14 protein-coding genes are annotated in these 16,503 nt (G+C 57.2%); 8 read left to right on the top strand and 6 right to left on the bottom strand.

Annotated features, from left to right (window positions below; all coding sequences use genetic code 11):
• Positions 1-217 precede the first annotated feature (217 nt).
• From mutM to H9Q16_RS14220, 3 genes are all read left to right on the top strand, one after another.
• Complete coding sequence (gene mutM, locus H9Q16_RS14210) at positions 218-1,069, top strand: bifunctional DNA-formamidopyrimidine glycosylase/DNA-(apurinic or apyrimidinic site) lyase (RefSeq protein ID WP_191076079.1); 852 nt, start codon at positions 218-220, stop codon at positions 1,067-1,069.
• Positions 1,070-1,133: 64 nt separating this feature from the next.
• Complete coding sequence (locus tag H9Q16_RS14215; protein ID WP_191076080.1) at positions 1,134-1,910, top strand: enoyl-CoA hydratase; 777 nt, start codon at positions 1,134-1,136, stop codon at positions 1,908-1,910.
• 409 nt (positions 1,911-2,319) lie between these two features.
• The gene (locus tag H9Q16_RS14220; RefSeq protein ID WP_191076081.1) at positions 2,320-2,946 is read left to right on the top strand and encodes an MSMEG_1061 family FMN-dependent PPOX-type flavoprotein; all 627 of its coding nucleotides are present in this window, start codon (positions 2,320-2,322) and stop codon (positions 2,944-2,946) included.
• 110 nt (positions 2,947-3,056) lie between these two features.
• Here the strand turns inward: H9Q16_RS14220 and H9Q16_RS14225 are convergent, their stop codons facing one another.
• A complete protein-coding gene (locus H9Q16_RS14225) occupies positions 3,057-3,482 on the bottom strand; it encodes an acyl-CoA thioesterase (protein WP_343067887.1) in 426 nt (141 codons plus the stop codon).
• A 574-nt stretch (positions 3,483-4,056) separates the two neighbouring features.
• Here H9Q16_RS14225 and rpsT point away from each other — a divergent pair.
• Both rpsT and dnaA read left to right on the top strand, forming a co-directional pair.
• On the top strand, positions 4,057-4,320 hold the full coding sequence (gene rpsT, locus H9Q16_RS14230; protein ID WP_191076083.1) for a 30S ribosomal protein S20: 264 nt from the start codon (positions 4,057-4,059) through the stop codon (positions 4,318-4,320).
• Positions 4,321-4,854: 534 nt separating this feature from the next.
• Positions 4,855-6,210, top strand: a complete 1,356-nt coding sequence (dnaA, locus tag H9Q16_RS14235) for a chromosomal replication initiator protein DnaA (protein ID WP_191076084.1) — start codon at positions 4,855-4,857, stop codon at positions 6,208-6,210.
• Between the two features lie 35 nt (positions 6,211-6,245).
• Here dnaA and H9Q16_RS14240 read toward each other — a convergent pair whose 3' ends face one another.
• Positions 6,246-7,121, bottom strand: coding sequence for a phytanoyl-CoA dioxygenase family protein (locus H9Q16_RS14240; protein ID WP_191076085.1), 876 nt, complete (start codon positions 7,119-7,121; stop codon positions 6,246-6,248).
• 175 nt (positions 7,122-7,296) lie between these two features.
• Between H9Q16_RS14240 and dnaN the strand changes: the two genes are divergently transcribed.
• The 3 genes from dnaN to gyrB all read left to right on the top strand — a co-directional run bounded on the left by dnaN (position 7,297) and on the right by gyrB (position 12,067).
• A complete protein-coding gene (gene dnaN, locus H9Q16_RS14245; RefSeq protein WP_191076086.1) occupies positions 7,297-8,415 on the top strand; it encodes a DNA polymerase III subunit beta in 1,119 nt (372 codons plus the stop codon).
• 56 nt (positions 8,416-8,471) lie between these two features.
• Complete coding sequence (recF, locus tag H9Q16_RS14250) at positions 8,472-9,569, top strand: DNA replication/repair protein RecF (protein WP_191076087.1); 1,098 nt, start codon at positions 8,472-8,474, stop codon at positions 9,567-9,569.
• 83 nt (positions 9,570-9,652) lie between these two features.
• Positions 9,653-12,067: a DNA topoisomerase (ATP-hydrolyzing) subunit B gene (gene gyrB, locus H9Q16_RS14255; protein WP_191076088.1), complete on the top strand. Its 2,415-nt coding sequence runs from the start codon at positions 9,653-9,655 to the stop codon at positions 12,065-12,067.
• A gap of 39 nt (positions 12,068-12,106) precedes the next feature.
• On the opposite strand, the gene H9Q16_RS14260 is transcribed toward gyrB, so the two are convergent.
• Genes H9Q16_RS14260 through H9Q16_RS14275 form a run of 4 tightly spaced genes read right to left on the bottom strand, consistent with a single transcriptional unit; the run spans position 12,107 to position 16,381 of the window.
• Positions 12,107-12,670, bottom strand: a complete 564-nt coding sequence (locus H9Q16_RS14260) for a PqiC family protein (RefSeq protein WP_191076089.1) — start codon at positions 12,668-12,670, stop codon at positions 12,107-12,109.
• A 6-nt stretch (positions 12,671-12,676) separates the two neighbouring features.
• A complete protein-coding gene (locus tag H9Q16_RS14265) occupies positions 12,677-15,124 on the bottom strand; it encodes an MlaD family protein (RefSeq protein WP_191076090.1) in 2,448 nt (815 codons plus the stop codon).
• Positions 15,117-15,776, bottom strand: a complete 660-nt coding sequence (locus H9Q16_RS14270) for a paraquat-inducible protein A (RefSeq protein ID WP_386259808.1) — start codon at positions 15,774-15,776, stop codon at positions 15,117-15,119. The genes H9Q16_RS14265 and H9Q16_RS14270 overlap by 8 nt, the downstream gene beginning before the upstream one ends.
• Positions 15,734-16,381, bottom strand: a complete 648-nt coding sequence (locus H9Q16_RS14275) for a paraquat-inducible protein A (RefSeq protein WP_191076092.1) — start codon at positions 16,379-16,381, stop codon at positions 15,734-15,736. The genes H9Q16_RS14270 and H9Q16_RS14275 overlap by 43 nt, the downstream gene beginning before the upstream one ends.
• Positions 16,382-16,503: the final 122 nt, after the last annotated feature.

The following is a 16,503-nucleotide window of genomic DNA, read 5'->3' on the forward strand; positions in this document are numbered from 1 at the left end:
ACGCCTGAAGGACAAGTGACAAATCCTCATTATGCCGCAGGGGTACAAACAATGAGGACGTCGCGAGCACTATTGTTGCCGTCGGTATAGCCAAAGGAAAGCATCACGACCCTCAACTTGTCGGCGGAGAACCAGCCGCATTGCAGAAAAGCCTTGTTGGCATGCCCGCCTTCCCTACATTCGACACTGAATTGAGCAACAGGGACAAAGGCGCGTCATGCCGGAACTGCCAGAGGTGGAAACCGTACGCCGGGGGCTTGTGCCCGTGATGGAGGGTGCGACGATAGCGCGGGCGGACGTGAACCGGCCTGACTTGCGGTGGCCGTTTCCGGCGCGCATGGCCGAAAGACTGAGCGGACAACGTGTTGTCCAGCTGCGGCGGCGATCCAAGTACATATTGGCTGACCTTGCATCTGGGGAATCGCTGCTGATTCACCTGGGGATGTCGGGGCGGATGCTGATTTCCGGTGATCCGCTTGGACAGTTTGTACATGATCACCCTGCGCCTGAGAAACATGATCATGTGGTGTTCCATATGGGCAACGGGGCACGCATTACCTTCAACGATCCGAGGCGCTTTGGCGCGATGGACCTGATTGAAACTGCGTCGGCACCTGCGCACAAACTGCTGGCGGTTCTGGGGCCCGAACCGCTGGGCAACGGGTTTCATGAGGCCCATCTGATTGCCGCCCTCAAAGGGCGCAATACGCCGATCAAATCTGCGTTGCTGGATCAGCGCATCGTGGCCGGTTTGGGAAATATCTATGTCTGCGAGGCGCTTTACCGCGCGCGCATCCATCCAGCGCGCAAGGCTGGCCGGATCTCGACGGAACGGGTCGCAGCGCTTGTGCCAATCATCCGGGCGGTGCTGGATGAGGCGATCGACGCAGGGGGTTCCTCGCTGCGGGATTTCAGGCAGGCAGACGGCGAACTGGGTTACTTTCAACATCGCTTTGATGTGTATGGCCGCGAAGGTGCGCCATGCCGAACACCGGGCTGTGACAGCGTCATCCGGCGGATTGTGCAATCTGGACGGTCTTCATTCTATTGTCCGACATGTCAAAGATAACTTGAAACACACAGCGCGCGTGGTATGCAGATTGGTCTGAGCGCAACCAACGGGAGACCCGTGCATGGCTTACGAGACGATCATTCTGGATGTGGACAGCCACGTCGCCCTGATCACCCTGAACCGGCCGGATGCGCTCAACGCGCTCAATGACCAGTTGATGAGCGAACTGGCCGATTGCCTGAAAGGCTGCCAAGAGAACGAAAAAGTGCGGTGCATCGTGATCACCGGCTCTGAAAAGGCATTCGCCGCCGGGGCCGACATTGCCATGATGCGCGACAAGACCTTTGTCGAAGCCTTCTCGGGCGATTTGTTCACGCCTGAGACAGATCAGTTCATGCGCATCCGCAAGCCCATCATTGCTGCTGTTTCCGGCTATGCGCTGGGCGGTGGCTGCGAACTGGCGATGATGTGCGATTTTATTATCGCGACAGAGACGGCCAAGTTTGGTCAGCCAGAGATTAATCTTGGGGTGGTCGCCGGTATTGGTGGAACGCAGCGCCTGACGCGCCTTGTGGGTAAGTCCAAAGCGATGGACATGAACCTGACAGGTCGTTTCATGGACGCCCAGGAGGCAGAGCGGTCAGGTCTGGTCAGCCGCATTGTCCCCGTCAAAAAGCTGATGGAAGAGGCGCAGGGCGCGGCGCAAAAGATTGCAGAAAAATCGATGATTTCGGTCATGGTTGTGAAAGAAGCGGTCAATCGCGCATACGAGGTTCCGCTGCGGGAAGGCCTGCTGTTCGAACGCCGGGTTTTCCATTCGCTCTTTGCCACCGAAGATCAGAAAGAAGGCATGACCGCCTTCCTCGAAAAGCGCGAAGCCCAATTCCGCGACAAGTAGAGCCCGGCCACCGGCGAGTGACGCACGACGGCTGTGCGGGACAAAGTTGCCGTTGAAGCTGTGCCCTCTAATAGCCGTGCAGTGACAGACCTTGGGCTGGCGCATCCTGCCATTGCCCGCTGCCACTTAATGGTGGCCAAGCACAATCTAACCCATCAGCGTTGCCCTTGGATTGGCCAAAGCGCCAGACCGGGGAAAGGTCTGTCGCTGCACGGCGGGCTGAAGCCCTTGATTCCGTGCAGGGGGATCAAATCAAGGGCTCTCTGCCGCCATACGGTAATCTACATTCATCACGCACGCTGCTGATCGTGGCCAAATTTGCGCTATGCGGACGAAGCTGACATTCAACATTACGTATTGTAGGTTGCTCTAAACACAGGGGCACCGCGACGGGTTATGGAGGGATAGAGTGAAATTTGAAGAAGAAATTCACGACCTGGGTCGCTTGCGGGAACTTCTACCCTTCAGTGAATCTGCTCCAGCCGCTCTGAAAGTCTCGGATCGTCTGAATGAAATTGGGCGAAGGTTTATCGGCCTCTCACCGTTTATTATCATAGCCACAAAGGACAAGAATGGGCTCATGGATGTCACGCCGAAAGGCGACCCCGCTGGTTTCGTCAAAGTGCTTGATAACAAGACACTCGCAATACCTGAACGCCTCGGAAACAATCGCGTTGACGGCTTCTGCAACATTCTAACTGACCCAAACGTCGCGCTGATTTTCATTGTTCCCGACCACAACTTTACTCTGCGTATCGCAGGCAAAGGACGGATCGTACGTGACGGAGCACTCTGTTCAAAGATGGCTGTGAATGGAAAAGAGCCAGAGCTTGCGCTTGTCGTCGATATTGAAGAAGCGTTCATGCATTGCTCAAAATCCCTAATCCGCTCAGGGATATGGCGCGGCGAAACCTGGCCTGAACGTGGAACAGCGCCCCGGCTTGCCGACTGGCAGGTCACAGTCGTAGACGATGGCCGAACCGTTGACGAAGTTTTTGCCAAGCAGGACCATGACGAAAAAACCCGGATGTATTGAGACCGGATAAGCTGGTAGGTTTGGGCTCATTCCGGCCATCCGACGCTTTCGATCAGGTTTGCAGGCAACTAAGATGCCCAAAAAGGCGGCTCAGCGGACGAAGCAGCAGTTCACGCTTCTTGTTCCGACCATTGTGCGGCTGTTTCGCGAACATCATCGGGGATTTCCGCCGCTCTCCGCGTCTCAAGGCTCAACAGCACGCACTTAAAGACAGTCTCGAAAGCGACGGTGCCGCCTGCTGACCTGATCAGCCGATGTCGGAACGTCATGGATTTAGAGCCAATCTCCATGACAGAGGTCTCCAACCTAATCGCATCGCCTGCAGACAGTTCAGCACGAAAGTCGCTCTGAGCATTTACGACTGCAAAAGAAAGTCGTCGACCGTCTCGCATATCATTTGCAGTCAGTCCCATTTCTGACTGGATTGCAAAAACACCATCGGAACATGCTGCAAAGTACCGGGACACGTTCATATGGCCGAGGAAATCACAATCAGACGGATCAACCACCGAACGAAATGAAGTCATTGCTGGCATAAGCAGACACCCAATTGCTGTTCGGGGATCATACACTATGAATCCTCCTCCCAAAAGTCAGCTTGGAGTAGGGATGCTGCCGTTCGGCCAAACCGCAGCATTCAGCACCCTGGGCTCATAGCTGTGTTTCCCCGCGCAAGATCGGACCCAGAGGATCGCGCTTTGGTCGGTGCTGACGCACGACAAAAGCCATGTGGGCACTGGAACCTCCCGCCGCATGCATCACGGACTTTTGGGCGACCGCACGAAAGGGGCCATTAACGATCTGGTAGCAAAGAAGGGCGGGCGCTGTGTTAACCGGGGCCGATCGGTCTGAAATACCGACGTGATAACGACGTAATACCGACGTGGTACCGACCGGCGATTCCCCAACAATCGTGGCCCTTTTTGTTCAGACCTCCTCTGCGCCGCCGATACCGTTGCGCGCGCCCTTTACAAATCGCGCCAAATCCCGCTATACGGCCCGTCAGACATGCGCGTGCAGCCCGCTCAGGCTAGAATCACCTTCCCGGTTTGTCCGGCATTGGGTTTGGCATCACGTGCCCCAACTGAACAGATATGAAGGTCGATCCGCATGGCAAACTCCCCTCAGGCGAAAAAACGCGCCCGTCAAAACGAAAAACGTTTTGCAATCAACAAGGCGCGTCGTTCGCGCATCCGTACACACCTGCGTCGTGTTGAAGAAGCGATCGCTTCCGGCGACAAGGACGCGGCGACAACCGCCCTGCGTGCGGCGCAGCCCGAGTTGATGCGCGGCGTGACCAAGGGTGTATTCCACAAGAACACCGCTGCACGAAAAATGTCCCGTCTTTCCGCTCGTGTGAAAGCACTTGGTTAACGGACAAAGGCCATAACGCCCGAATCGGGCTAATGGTTTGATTAGAAAGGCATCGCTCTGCGATGCCTTTTTTTGTGGGCGATGAGTCTCAAAAATCCGGCGGAGATTCTTTTGCATAAAAGGCTGAGTCAAGTTTGAAGATATGTTGAAGCGACGCGTTCAAACTTGCTAGGACTGTCTTGCGATTCACGTCGCATGGGGGGACAGGCCCTGGGGATAAACCCGGCAAGGACTATAGTCGGGAACGTCTTTGGGAGCGTGGGGCGGACAATCTGATTGATCCGCTGAACGATTTGCAAGTGGCACTGCCAGTTCATTTGCCCTGTCATAATTCTTAGCTACGGGCGGTGATGCCTGGTGTGGTGGACTGGCCAGCAAGAGCCAGTGCGCAACCGGGGAGAGTGTCTGTGTGATTGTCTGCTGTGTACCGACCGGATCCCCTTTGGGAGCTAAGATCGGACGATGGTCCAGTGGAATTGGTGTAAGCCACGCTGTGGGACAGGCGGGGCACAATAGAAAGGGACGGCTGAGTACATGACGCAGGATGATTGGGGTAATATCAAGCAGCGGCTGCTCAAAACAATGGGGCAAAACAACTTCACCACATGGATTGATCCACTGGTACCCGGATCCGTGACCGACGGTATCGCGACCCTGCAGGTCCCCACGAATTTCTTTGGCAACTATGTCAGCCAGAACTTTTCCGATCTCATTTTGCACGAGCTGCGCAACGAAGGCGTTGACGCGTCGCGCCTGAATTTTGCGCTGACCCCGAAAACCTCAAATAACGCTGTTAAATCAAGCTCGCCTGTGGCGGCAGCCCCGAAGGCCGAGAAACGAGGCAGCCCGGTCACGACGGCTCCACTTGATCCACGATTCAGCTTTGACAACTTTGTCGTCGGCAAACCCAATGCATTGGCACATGCCGCTGCAAAGCGCGTGGCCGAAGGCGGCCCTGTGACGTTCAATCCCTTGTTTCTTTATGGCGGTGTCGGCTTGGGCAAGACGCACCTGATGCATGCCATTGCGCAGGAACTGCGTATGCGCAAGCCGGACATGAATGTTCTCTATCTGTCGGCAGAACAGTTTATGTATCGGTTTGTTCAGGCGTTGCGCGATCGCAAGATGATGGATTTCAAGGAAATTTTTCGATCTGTCGACGTGCTGATGGTCGATGATGTGCAATTCATTGCGGGCAAGGACAGCACGCAGGAAGAGTTCTTTCATACTTTCAATGCACTGGTAGATCAGCACAAGCAGATCATCATCTCGGCTGATCGGGCGCCCACCGACATCAAAGATCTTGAAGACCGGGTGAAATCGCGTCTTCAGTGTGGTCTTGTGGTTGATCTGCACCCGACGGATTATGAGCTGCGTCTGGGCATCCTTCAAAGCAAGGTGGAAATGCAGCGCAAGACCTACCCGGGCTTGGAAGTCGATGAAGGCGTGCTGGAATTCCTCGCGCATCGCATCACCTCAAACGTCCGGGTGCTGGAAGGCGCGCTGACGCGTCTTTTTGCCTTTGCCTCGCTGGTAGGTCGCGAGATCAACATGGAACTGACGCAGGATTGTCTGGCGGACGTGCTGCGGGATTCAGAGCGCAAGATTTCCGTTGAAGAGATCCAGCGCAAGGTCTCTGATCATTACAATATCCGCCTTTCCGACATGATCGGCCCCAAACGGCTGCGCAGCTATGCCAGGCCTCGTCAGGTCGCGATGTATCTGTGCAAGCAGATGACCAGTCGCTCGCTTCCTGAGATCGGTCGCCGATTTGGCGGGCGCGACCACACGACTGTCATGCACGGGGTCAAGCGTATCGAAGAGCTCAAGGTGTCCGACGGCCAGATCGCTGAGGATCTGGAACTGCTGCGCCGGGCGCTTGAATCCTGACCGTGCATCAGCGTGAAGGTGGTGCGCCGGACTGATCAGGCGTACCACTTGTCATCGACATAGTGAGGGTCAGGTCTTTCGTGCAGCTCTTCGAACTTGCAGAGCCTTGGTGTCGGTCCGAGCGGTGTCGATACACCATTCTTGAACACCCATTCTCCGCGATCCGTGGTATCCGCCCGCACATAGCTGGACAGCGCAAAGGCGCGGTCTTGCTCCGACGTGTTGGGTAGCGACCCGTGCACCGTCAAGAGACCCCACAGCGCCAGATCACCCGGGTCTTGCTCAAGCCAGACGATATCATCCTGGTGAATGCCATGGGTCGCCAGCTCTTCCTGTGTGGTCAGACCTTTCATGATGGTATCACCTTCGTCTGAAAGCCCCAGATAACCCCGTTTGTGCGATCCCGGCACGACCTGCAGGCATCCGTTGTTGCGGGTCGACGGATCAATCGCCAGGCCCGCCGTTACGGACGAGGCCGCGATGTCGCGAAAGGCGTCCGGCTGGGCTCGAAAGCGGATGTCTTGATGAAACCGGTAGCCTGTCAGCCCGGCGCCGGGTGGCTTCCAGTGTATTTGCTGGGCGATTTGTTTCACCTCCCGACCCAGGATCGGTTCAAGCAAGATCCGAAACGGTTCCGAGCGACGGAATGCTTCAAAGAAGTTCGACATCCATGCCATCCAATATGCCTGGATCACGTAGCGCTTGCCAAAATCGGTTTCGGGCAGGATTTCATAGGCCAGATTCCCGTGGCGCCAGGTTGAGGGGTGCCTAAGCGCTTCGCGGTAGACGCGGTCTGCCTCTTTCTGGACGGCCAGCACCACATCGCCATCAATAAATTGCGGCACTAATGCATAGCCTTCTTCGCGGTACTGGTCGGCCGCCTGGCGCGCAATCTTGGGTGTGATAGACATCGCGATCTCCCTCAGACGCCATGATGCTGGCACAGGTGCGCACGTCGATCAATCTGCCTGCGCCGGATCGAAATGTGACACCTCTTGCATTCACACCGTCAAACCCACAAAAGTCTTGTGAAGATGCGGGAAAAGGGTAGGTTGCCTGTCCCGGCAGTGTGTAGGGAGAAGGCACATGAAATTCAGCATCGAACGCGCAGTATTGCTCAAGGCCATGGCGCAAGCCCAGTCGGTTGTCGAGCGACGCAATACCATTCCGATCCTGGCTAACGTGCTGATTGAAGCAGAAGGCAGCGACGTGTCCTTCCGCGCGACAGATTTGGATATCGAAGTTGTCGACAAAGCCCCCGCGCAGGTGGAACGCGCAGGTGCCACGACCGTATCGGCCACACTGCTGCACGAAATCGTGCGCAAACTGCCGGACGGCGCGCTGATTAACCTTACCGCGGACAGTGCCGCAGGTCGCCTGGCTGTTGAGGCGGGTCGTTCGAATTTTTCACTTGCCACGCTGCCGCGTGAAGACTTCCCGGTGATGGCCTCGTCTGAATATGCGTCCAACTTCAGCGCGGATGCGCCCGTGTTGCGGCGGCTTTTCGACAAGTCGAAGTTTGCGATTTCCACTGAAGAAACAAGGTATTACCTTAACGGCGTCTACATGCATACTGCAGAGGCGGACGGCGGCAAAGTCCTGCGCTGCGTGGCAACAGATGGTCACCGTCTGGCGCGCATTGATGCCGATCTGCCAGACGGAGCGGCGGATATGCCGGGTGTCATCGTGCCGCGCAAGACCGTGGGCGAGTTGCGCAAGCTCTTGGAGGATGACGATATGAAAATCGCCGTCTCTGTGTCTGAGACAAAGGTACGCTTTGCCACGCCCGAAATCACCCTGACCTCCAAAGTCATCGACGGGACGTTCCCCGACTACACGCGCGTCATCCCACAAGGCAACACCCGCAAGATGGAAGTGGATGCTGCTGACTTTGCTCAGGCAGTGGACCGGGTCGCGACCGTTTCGTCAGAGCGATCGCGCGCCGTAAAGTTGCAGCTGGATGAAGACCGTGTTGTGCTAAGTGTAAATGCGCCGGATTCAGGCGCCGCCGAAGAAGAACTGGCGGTTGCCTACGGCGATGAGCGGCTGGAAATCGGGTTCAACGCAAAATACCTTTTGGAAATCGCGTCGCAGGTCGATCGTGAGAATGCGGTGTTCCTGTTCAACTCTTCTGGCGACCCGACTCTGATGCGCGAGGGCAACGACATGTCTGCAGTCTATGTCGTCATGCCAATGCGTGTCTGAGGGGAACGGAATTTTTGAAAAATTCCGACCGTTTTCTTTGAAAGAAAACGTGTGCCGTGGCTAGCCTTCATCTTTCCCAACTGACGCTGTCGCATTTCCGATCCCACAAACGGGCTGTAATGGATGTAGACGCCCGCCCCGTTGTCATCCATGGCCCGAATGGGGCTGGCAAGACCAACATCCTGGAAGCCGTGTCTCTGATATCTCCGGGACGAGGACTGCGCCGTTCGAGCGCCGAAAACATGACTCGTCGCCCTGAAGCGTTGGGCTGGAAGGTCACAGGCATTCTGCATTCATTGGCACAGGTGCATGAAATCGAGATCTGGTCTGAGGGCGGCGCCGCGCGGCAGGTCCGCATTGACGGCAAAGCCGCGCCCCAGACCGCCCTGGGCCGTATCGCGCGGGTCTTGTGGCTGATCCCTGCGATGGACCGGCTGTGGATCGAGGGTGCAGAGGGCCGCAGGCGCTTTCTGGATCGCATGACACTGAGTTTTCTACCTGAACACGCCGACCATGCGCTGAGCTACGACAAGGCGATGCGCGAACGGAACAGGTTGTTGAAAGACATGGTGCGAGAGCCCTCTTGGTACCTCGCACTAGAGGCCCGCATGGCGGAGGCAGGTGCTGCAATCCACGCAGGCCGCCTTAAGGCGCTGGCAGCCATCGCAGAGGCGCAAGGAAATGCTCAGACGGCTTTCCCTGCCGCGACGCTCGAGTTGCAGTGCGAGATGCCCCCGGACGTGGCCACCTTTCAGGCGGCGCTTGCTGACAACCGGATGCGGGACCTTCAGGCAGGACGGACGCTGATAGGACCACATCGTGCGGATCTCTACGGTGTTTTTGCGGCCAAGGGTGTGCCCGCGCGCGATTGCTCGACCGGAGAGCAAAAGGCGCTTCTGGTTTCTCTGATCCTCGCCAATGCCCGGGCGTTGGCAGAGGACTTTGGCGCACCCCCTTTGTTGCTGCTGGATGAGGTCGCTGCTCACCTAGATGCGGACCGTCAGGCGGCCCTTTATGACGAGATTTGCGCCCTTGGTGCACAGGCCTGGATGACCGGAACGGGGGCAGACATGTTTACCGCATTTGGGGACCGTGCACAGGTATTGGAGGTCACCGAGACGGCCGGTGAGAGTGCCGTCGCGTTCGCCCGCTGACAGACACAAAATATGGTGCAAAAAGCGTGACATAGGGACGAAAAATGCCTATATTTCGGTCAAACGATAAAGGTTTTCCCTACATGTCCGAGCAAGAGCAGACGCCGAACGAATACGGTGCGGATTCCATTAAGGTTCTCAAGGGCTTGGAGGCTGTTCGCAAGCGTCCAGGAATGTATATCGGGGACACTGACGACGGCTCTGGTCTGCATCATATGGTGTACGAAGTCGTGGACAATGGGATCGACGAAGCACTTGCCGGTCACGCGGACGCTGTGACGGTGACAATCCATGAAGATTCGTCCGTCTCCGTAAGCGACAACGGGCGCGGCATACCGGTCGGTATTCACGAAGAAGAAGGCGTTTCAGCGGCCGAAGTTATCATGACTCAGCTGCATGCGGGCGGGAAGTTCGACAGCAACTCCTACAAGGTGTCGGGCGGTTTGCACGGTGTCGGCGTTTCTGTGGTAAACGCCCTCTCGGACTGGCTGGAACTGCGCATCTGGCGCGAGGGCAAGGAACATGTGGCACGTTTCGAGGGCGGTTTCACCGCCAAGCATCTCGAAGTTGTTGGCGACACAGACCGCACCGGCACCGAAGTGCGGTTCATGGCCTCGACACAGACATTTTCGAACCTCGAATATTCTTTCGAAACGCTGGAAAAGCGCTTGCGCGAATTGGCATTTCTGAATTCTGGAGTTCGGATTATTCTGCGAGATGAACGGCCCGTTGAAACGCTGCAAACAGAGCTTTTTTACGAAGGCGGCGTGAAGGAATTCGTCAAATATCTTGATCGTCACAAGTCTTCGGTCATGCCCGAACCGATCTTTGTCCAAGGTGAAAAGGACGAAATCGGGGTCGAAGTCGCGATGTGGTGGAACGACAGCTATCACGAAAACGTCCTGCCGTTTACCAACAACATCCCACAGCGTGATGGCGGCACCCATCTGGCGGGTTTTCGAGGCGCGCTGACACGAACCATCAACAACTACGCACAGTCCTCAGGCATCGCCAAGAAAGAGAAGGTCAGCTTTACCGGGGATGACGCCCGCGAGGGGCTGACCTGTGTGCTTAGCGTCAAGGTACCTGATCCCAAATTCAGCTCGCAGACCAAGGACAAACTGGTCTCTTCCGAAGTGCGTCCGGCTGTTGAAGGGCTGGTAGGGGAGAAGCTGGCTGAGTGGTTTGAAGAAAACCCCAATGAGGCGCGCATCGTTGTCTCCAAGATTATCGAAGCGGCCCATGCGCGCGAGGCCGCCCGCAAAGCGCGCGATCTGACACGGCGCAAGACGGCCATGGACGTGAACTTTCTCGCAGGCAAGCTCAAGGACTGCTCTGAAAAGGATCCGTCCAAGACTGAGGTCTTTCTGGTCGAGGGTGACTCAGCGGGCGGCTCCGCCCAGACGGGACGGGACCGGCAGACACAGGCGATCCTGCCGCTTAAGGGCAAGATCCTGAACGTGGAGAGGGCGCGCTTTGATCGGATGCTGTCCAGTCAGGAAATCGGCAACCTGGTGATGGCACTGGGTACCGGCATCGGGCGCGACGAATTCGACATCTCGAAATTGCGCTACCACAAGATCGTCATCATGACGGATGCGGACGTGGACGGCGCGCATATCAGAACGCTGCTTCTAACGTTCTTCTACCGTCAAATGCCCGAACTGATCGAGAATGGGCATCTCTACATCGCGCAGCCGCCACTTTACAAAGTGTCCCGCGGCAAATCCGAAGTGTACCTCAAGGATCAGGCTGCGATGGAAGACTACCTGATCCAGCAGGGCGTCGACGGCGCCATGTTGCGACAGGGCAATGGCGAGGAGATCACCGGAGCCGACCTTGCACGCGTGGTCGATATGGCGCGCCAATTGCGTCGTGTGCTTGAGGCTTTCCCAACGCATTATCCCCGCCATATTCTGGAACAGGCGGCGATTGCAGGGGCATTTGTGCCCGGTGCAGTCGATAAGGACCTGCAGGGCGTGGCGGACCACGTCGCGGAGCGTCTGAATCTGATCGCGCTGGAGTACGAACGCGGCTGGCAAGGGCGCATCACACAGGACCACGGCATCCGACTGGCCCGTATTCTGCGTGGCGTCGAGGAAGTGCGCACGCTGGACGGCAAGATGCTCCGTTCGGGCGAGGCAAAGCGCTCCGGCTCGTTCACGACCCACCTTCAGGACGTCTATCGGTTGCCGGCCACTTTGGTCCGCAAGGACCGAAGTCAGCTTATTCACGGGCCAATAGACCTGCTGGATGCGATCCTAGCTGAAGGCGAAAAGGGCCTGTCACTGCAGCGTTACAAGGGATTGGGAGAGATGAACCCCGATCAGCTCTGGGAAACGACCCTCGATCCGGATGCGCGCACGCTGTTGCGGGTCAAAGTGGATGACATGGCAGAGGCCGACGATCTGTTCACCAAGTTGATGGGCGACGTGGTGGAACCACGGCGCGAGTTCATTCAGCAAAACGCCCTGAGCGTGGAAAATCTCGACTTCTAGGCGGCAGCCGCAGGCCGCCACGCGCAACCAACTGTTCGCCTAGCGCAACCCGTTGCGCGCGACATAGGCCGCAAGGTCCAGGATCAGTTGACCGCGGGCTGCGGCGATGGCTGTCGGGCCAGCCTCGGGATCAAAAGGCACCGAGAGATCAAAAAGACCGGATCGTTCGCGGCCACCGTTTTCAACGGCGACAAAGTATTGGCCAGATGCACGGAATTGTCCGGCAGTTGTTGCCACCAATTCAGCAAACCGCAATTCAAGCCGCGCGTCGGGGAAGGACTGAAACGGCCAGGGCTCAGAAGCGATGCGGCGCTTGGTCATACGTGCCAGGTTCTGGCTGATCTCCAGCGCGACAGCCCGTTCGGGGTCGTCAGCCCAAAGCACATCTGTTGAACTGGTCAGCCGCCCATCTGCGCTTTGAAGGTGGATCTCATCCGAGGCCGCGTAAGTCGGCAAAGAAACGTCACGCACTTCGACAGAAGCAAAGCCGATACGGACCTCTTCGACGACCGATGGCGTGCTCACGGCGAACCTCTCTGCCGAGCCGCCGCAGGCTGCCAGCAAGAGAACAAATCCCAGGATCAAAGTGCGAAGTGCAGCCATCATCATTTACCGTCCAAGCAAAAGCGAATTCGGGTTACGTTCTATGGTCCGCGCGAGGGATGCAAGGGCGTCTGCCGCTTTCTGGATGTCACGCAGCGTGGCTTGGGTGGCGCGACTGATCTCGTCCCCCTTGTTATATCCCTCGATCGTACGGCTGGCCTGCGCAAACAACCGGTTCAGGCGGTCCACGACACCTGGCAAATCCTTTGTAACCGTCGAGATGTCGTCAGCCGCATTACGGGCAGAGGCTAGGGTCCGGTTGATATTCTCGACCGTCCCGCCCTCACGCAGTGTCTGCAAAGTATAGTTCACCTCGTCCAGCGCACGCTTCAGCGAGGTCGGCAAGGCCTTGGCGTCCTCAGTCCCGATCAATTCATCTGCCGACTTGGTCAGCGCAGTCAGCTCAGCGATCAAAGCTTCGACTTCGAGCGACTCTGCTTTGGCGGCTATGGCCTGAATGCGTTCGACCAGTTGCGGCACACCTTCGACTGCTGTGTTGATATTTGCAGTCGCTGATGCAGCATCATCCAGAACGGCGCGCAAACGCTCTGTGATTTGCGGCAATTCTTCGGTGCTTGTCGCGATATTGCCTGCCGCAACTCTGGCAGATTCAAGCGTTTCGTTGATGACGTTCACCGCCCCGGCTGCGCGCAATTCATTCAGCGTGCTATTCACCTCGTCCACGGCGGTGCGCAGAGACGCAGGCAGCGCCTGCGCATCTTCGGAGCTCAGAAGCGTTTCGGCAGAAACAACAAGATCGGTCACCTCCGCCACCAGATCTTCGATTTTCAGGGCTTCGGCCTTTTGGGACACGGCCGTCAGACTTTCGACAAGCTCAGGCACGCCTTCCATCGAGGTTGTCACCGATCCCGCCGTTTCGGTGACTGTGTCAATCGCCGCCAAAAGACGATCTGCCAATTGCTGTTCTTCGAGCTGCGTGACCAACCCTTCGGCCCGGGTAAGCAGGGAGTTCAGCGCCACAGGCACATTCTGTATCTCTTCGGATTTCACCAGATCGCTGATGTCAGCCAAAAGAACCCGCACATCCTGCGGCGTTTCACGCAGGTCTTCATCGTTAATCAGACCTTCGGCGGAATTCAGGAAGGAAATCGCACTGTTCAGCAATTCCTCAATCGGCAGATTGTTGATGCGATTGAAGACGCCCTCAACCGTCGCGGCTGCATCGGACACATCGCTGTCGGTGGTCGGCATCTGCGGCAATCTGGCCCCGTCTGCGACAAGGCGCGCGGTTGGCGCGTCCTCCACCATCACCAGCTCTACCTTGAGGCCACCGGTTAACAGACTGCCGGATGTCAGACGGGCCCGCAGACCGTTTGCGACCCGATCCTGCAGGAACCGCAAGGCATTTTCTGCGGTTACCTCCCCCGGCAGGCCAAGGCGTGCAGGCTGTATCGACAGGATCACGTTGAGACGCACGCGGCTGTCGCCGAACTGGTTGAAATCCACCAAACCGGCCAGCGTGTCGACCTGACCGATGTTCAGGCCGCTCAGCTCTACCGGGGCACCGACAACAAGGCCGGAAATATTGTCATCAAAGATCACGCTGACCTTGAGCGGCTCAACCTCGGATGCGTTAAACACCGAATTACGCGCGGTCTCTTCATCCGGGAAAATGCGGAAAACCGTGCCGTCCTGTACCGGGTCGCCACCTGAAACGAACGTGTCAAAGGTGATACCGCCACCGACGAGTGTGGCAAGCGAGGAGAAATTGATCTCTGCCCCGGCAGGCCCGATATTCACGCTAAAGCCAGACGCATCCCAGAACCGAGTGGATTCGTTGACCAACACGCGGTGCTCTTCAAAAATCAGCGCCTCGACAACAGCGTATCCGCCGCGCGGATCAATCTTGGCCCGTCCGACGCGTCCAACTTCAATTCCCCTGTATAGGATCGGCGCATTATCGGTCAGCTGACCGTTTGCCGTGGTGCGAAACGCAATCTCAAGACCACCTTGTCCGGATACGATAAGCGGTGGTTCTTGTGTGCCTTGAAAACGGGTTTCCGTGGCGCCGATCTGATCGTCCCAGGATCCTTGGATATATACACCGCTCAACACTGTGCTGAGGCCCGAAATGCCCTGCGCGGTTACCTCTGGCTGTACGATCCAGAACACCGAACCGCTGTCGATATAGGGGGCTACGTCCTTGTCTACCCGAATGGACGCCGTCACCCGCTCCAGCCCCGCGGTAAAACCGACCCGTTCAACGGCCCCCACCGTAATATCGCGGTACTTCAGCTCCGTTTCACCGGCAACGATACCCGTGCCTTCCTTGAATTCCACGACGATCACAGGGCCAAGGTCAGCGTAGGATCGCCACGCAACACCCAGCGCGATCACCAGCGCAAGCAAGGGGACCAGCCAGACAATCGAAGCTCCGCTGAGAAACAGCTTGCGCGTCGGGGACACTGAGACTTCGGGCGGTGTATCACTCATCTTGTGGTTTGCCCCCATCCCTGGCCTGCACATCCCAGATCATCCGGGAATCAAAGGCTTGCGCCGACAGCATCGTAAAGATGACCGACAGGGCGAAAAAGATGCTCGCAAGGCCAGGATTGATCGATGCCAGTGCCTTGAGTTGCACCAGCGCGGACAAAATCGCAACCACAAAGATATCGATCATGGACCAGCGCCCGATATACTCGACCACTTCGTAGAGCACGCGCCGGAACCGAGTGGAAATGACACGTTGCTGTTTGACGCTGATCGCCAGAAAGGCAATCGCCCAGAACTTGCCCAGCGGGATCACGACAGAGGCAAACAGAATGATCGCCGCGATCCCAAGATTTCCGTATTTTGCCAGCTCAATCGCGCCACCAATGATGGTGCTCTTGTCTTCCTGGAACAGGGTCTTTGTGATCAGCATGGGATAAATATTCGCCGGGACATAGCAAATAAGCCCCATCAGCCAGAAAGCCCAAACCCGCTGCAGACTTAGCCGGTCGCGCGATACCAGCGTGTGCCCACAGCGCCCACAGGTTTGCGTGCCCAGCGGCCAAGCCTTGGTGCACCTCGTGCAAGCGACGATGCCCAATTCGCGGGCACTTATGATTTTTTCGGGTGTTCCAGAGAATGCCATACAGACCATCTACACATAAAACTGTCCTGCGCGATCACCAGAACCACAAGAATGCCAAACATCCAGAACGCAGGCCCGAATGCTACATTGGCCAGATCCGTGATCTTGACCAGCGCGACTGCACAACCGATCGCAAATATCTCTGCCATCGACCAGGGGCGCATTGCCTCGGAGATCCGGAAGGCGGAAATGGCGTGCCGGGCCGGTTGCCTGTCAAGAACAATGGGCACAAGGACGTACAGCGTCAGCAAGACGCGAAAGAGCGGAATAAAGATGATCAGCGCGGCCGTCGCCAGCGACAACGCTAAAAGCGGGCCGCCGGTAAAGGCCAGCGCAGCATCCAGGATCGACACGGCATTCTTGTTGCCTGCCGCATCAATCGTCAGAAATGGGAATACCGCCGCGCCGATGATCAAAAAGACGACAGCCAGAGCCACGGCAATAATGTGCAAGCCCGCATTCTTGCGCGGCATTATCAGAACCTTGTGGCACCGCTGACAGACCGCGCGCTCGCCGCGATCCGGCCTTTTGAGCCGGTAGACCGCATCACATTGGGGGCAGACGATGAAATCATCAAGGTTTGTCTCTGCCAATGTGTCCGTGGTGTCTTTCATGGGTGTAGAGTACCCGATCCCACCGGGCGGCGACATCCCATAATGGGGGTTTGAAATTTCTTCGCAGATGGGTGGCAGATTGCCGCAAGCCCGCGTTTTACGGAACACGCGGTCGCTCCGCG

The sequence above is a fragment of the Sulfitobacter aestuariivivens genome (assembly GCF_014763045.1).
In the GTDB taxonomy this organism is placed as follows: Bacteria; Pseudomonadota; Alphaproteobacteria; order Rhodobacterales; family Rhodobacteraceae; genus Sulfitobacter; species Sulfitobacter aestuariivivens.

Excerpts from the sequence above, each read along its gene's own strand:
- gyrB (WP_191076088.1), top strand. The coding sequence starts at position 9,653 with ATGTCCGAGCAAGAGCAGACGCCGAACGAATACGGTGCGGATTCCATT.
- H9Q16_RS14215 (WP_191076080.1), top strand. The coding sequence starts at position 1,134 with ATGGCTTACGAGACGATCATTCTGGATGTGGACAGCCACGTCGCCCTG.
- H9Q16_RS14270 (WP_386259808.1), bottom strand. The coding sequence starts at position 15,776 with ATGGTCTGTATGGCATTCTCTGGAACACCCGAAAAAATCATAAGTGCC.
- mutM (WP_191076079.1), top strand. The coding sequence starts at position 218 with ATGCCGGAACTGCCAGAGGTGGAAACCGTACGCCGGGGGCTTGTGCCC.
- dnaN (WP_191076086.1), top strand. The coding sequence starts at position 7,297 with ATGAAATTCAGCATCGAACGCGCAGTATTGCTCAAGGCCATGGCGCAA.
- H9Q16_RS14260 (WP_191076089.1), bottom strand. The coding sequence starts at position 12,670 with ATGGCTGCACTTCGCACTTTGATCCTGGGATTTGTTCTCTTGCTGGCA.
- H9Q16_RS14265 (WP_191076090.1), bottom strand. The coding sequence starts at position 15,124 with ATGAGTGATACACCGCCCGAAGTCTCAGTGTCCCCGACGCGCAAGCTG.
- dnaA (WP_191076084.1), top strand. The coding sequence starts at position 4,855 with ATGACGCAGGATGATTGGGGTAATATCAAGCAGCGGCTGCTCAAAACA.
- rpsT (WP_191076083.1), top strand. The coding sequence starts at position 4,057 with ATGGCAAACTCCCCTCAGGCGAAAAAACGCGCCCGTCAAAACGAAAAA.
- H9Q16_RS14275 (WP_191076092.1), bottom strand. The coding sequence starts at position 16,381 with ATGAAAGACACCACGGACACATTGGCAGAGACAAACCTTGATGATTTC.
- H9Q16_RS14240 (WP_191076085.1), bottom strand. The coding sequence starts at position 7,121 with ATGTCTATCACACCCAAGATTGCGCGCCAGGCGGCCGACCAGTACCGC.
- H9Q16_RS14225 (WP_343067887.1), bottom strand. The coding sequence starts at position 3,482 with ATGCCAGCAATGACTTCATTTCGTTCGGTGGTTGATCCGTCTGATTGT.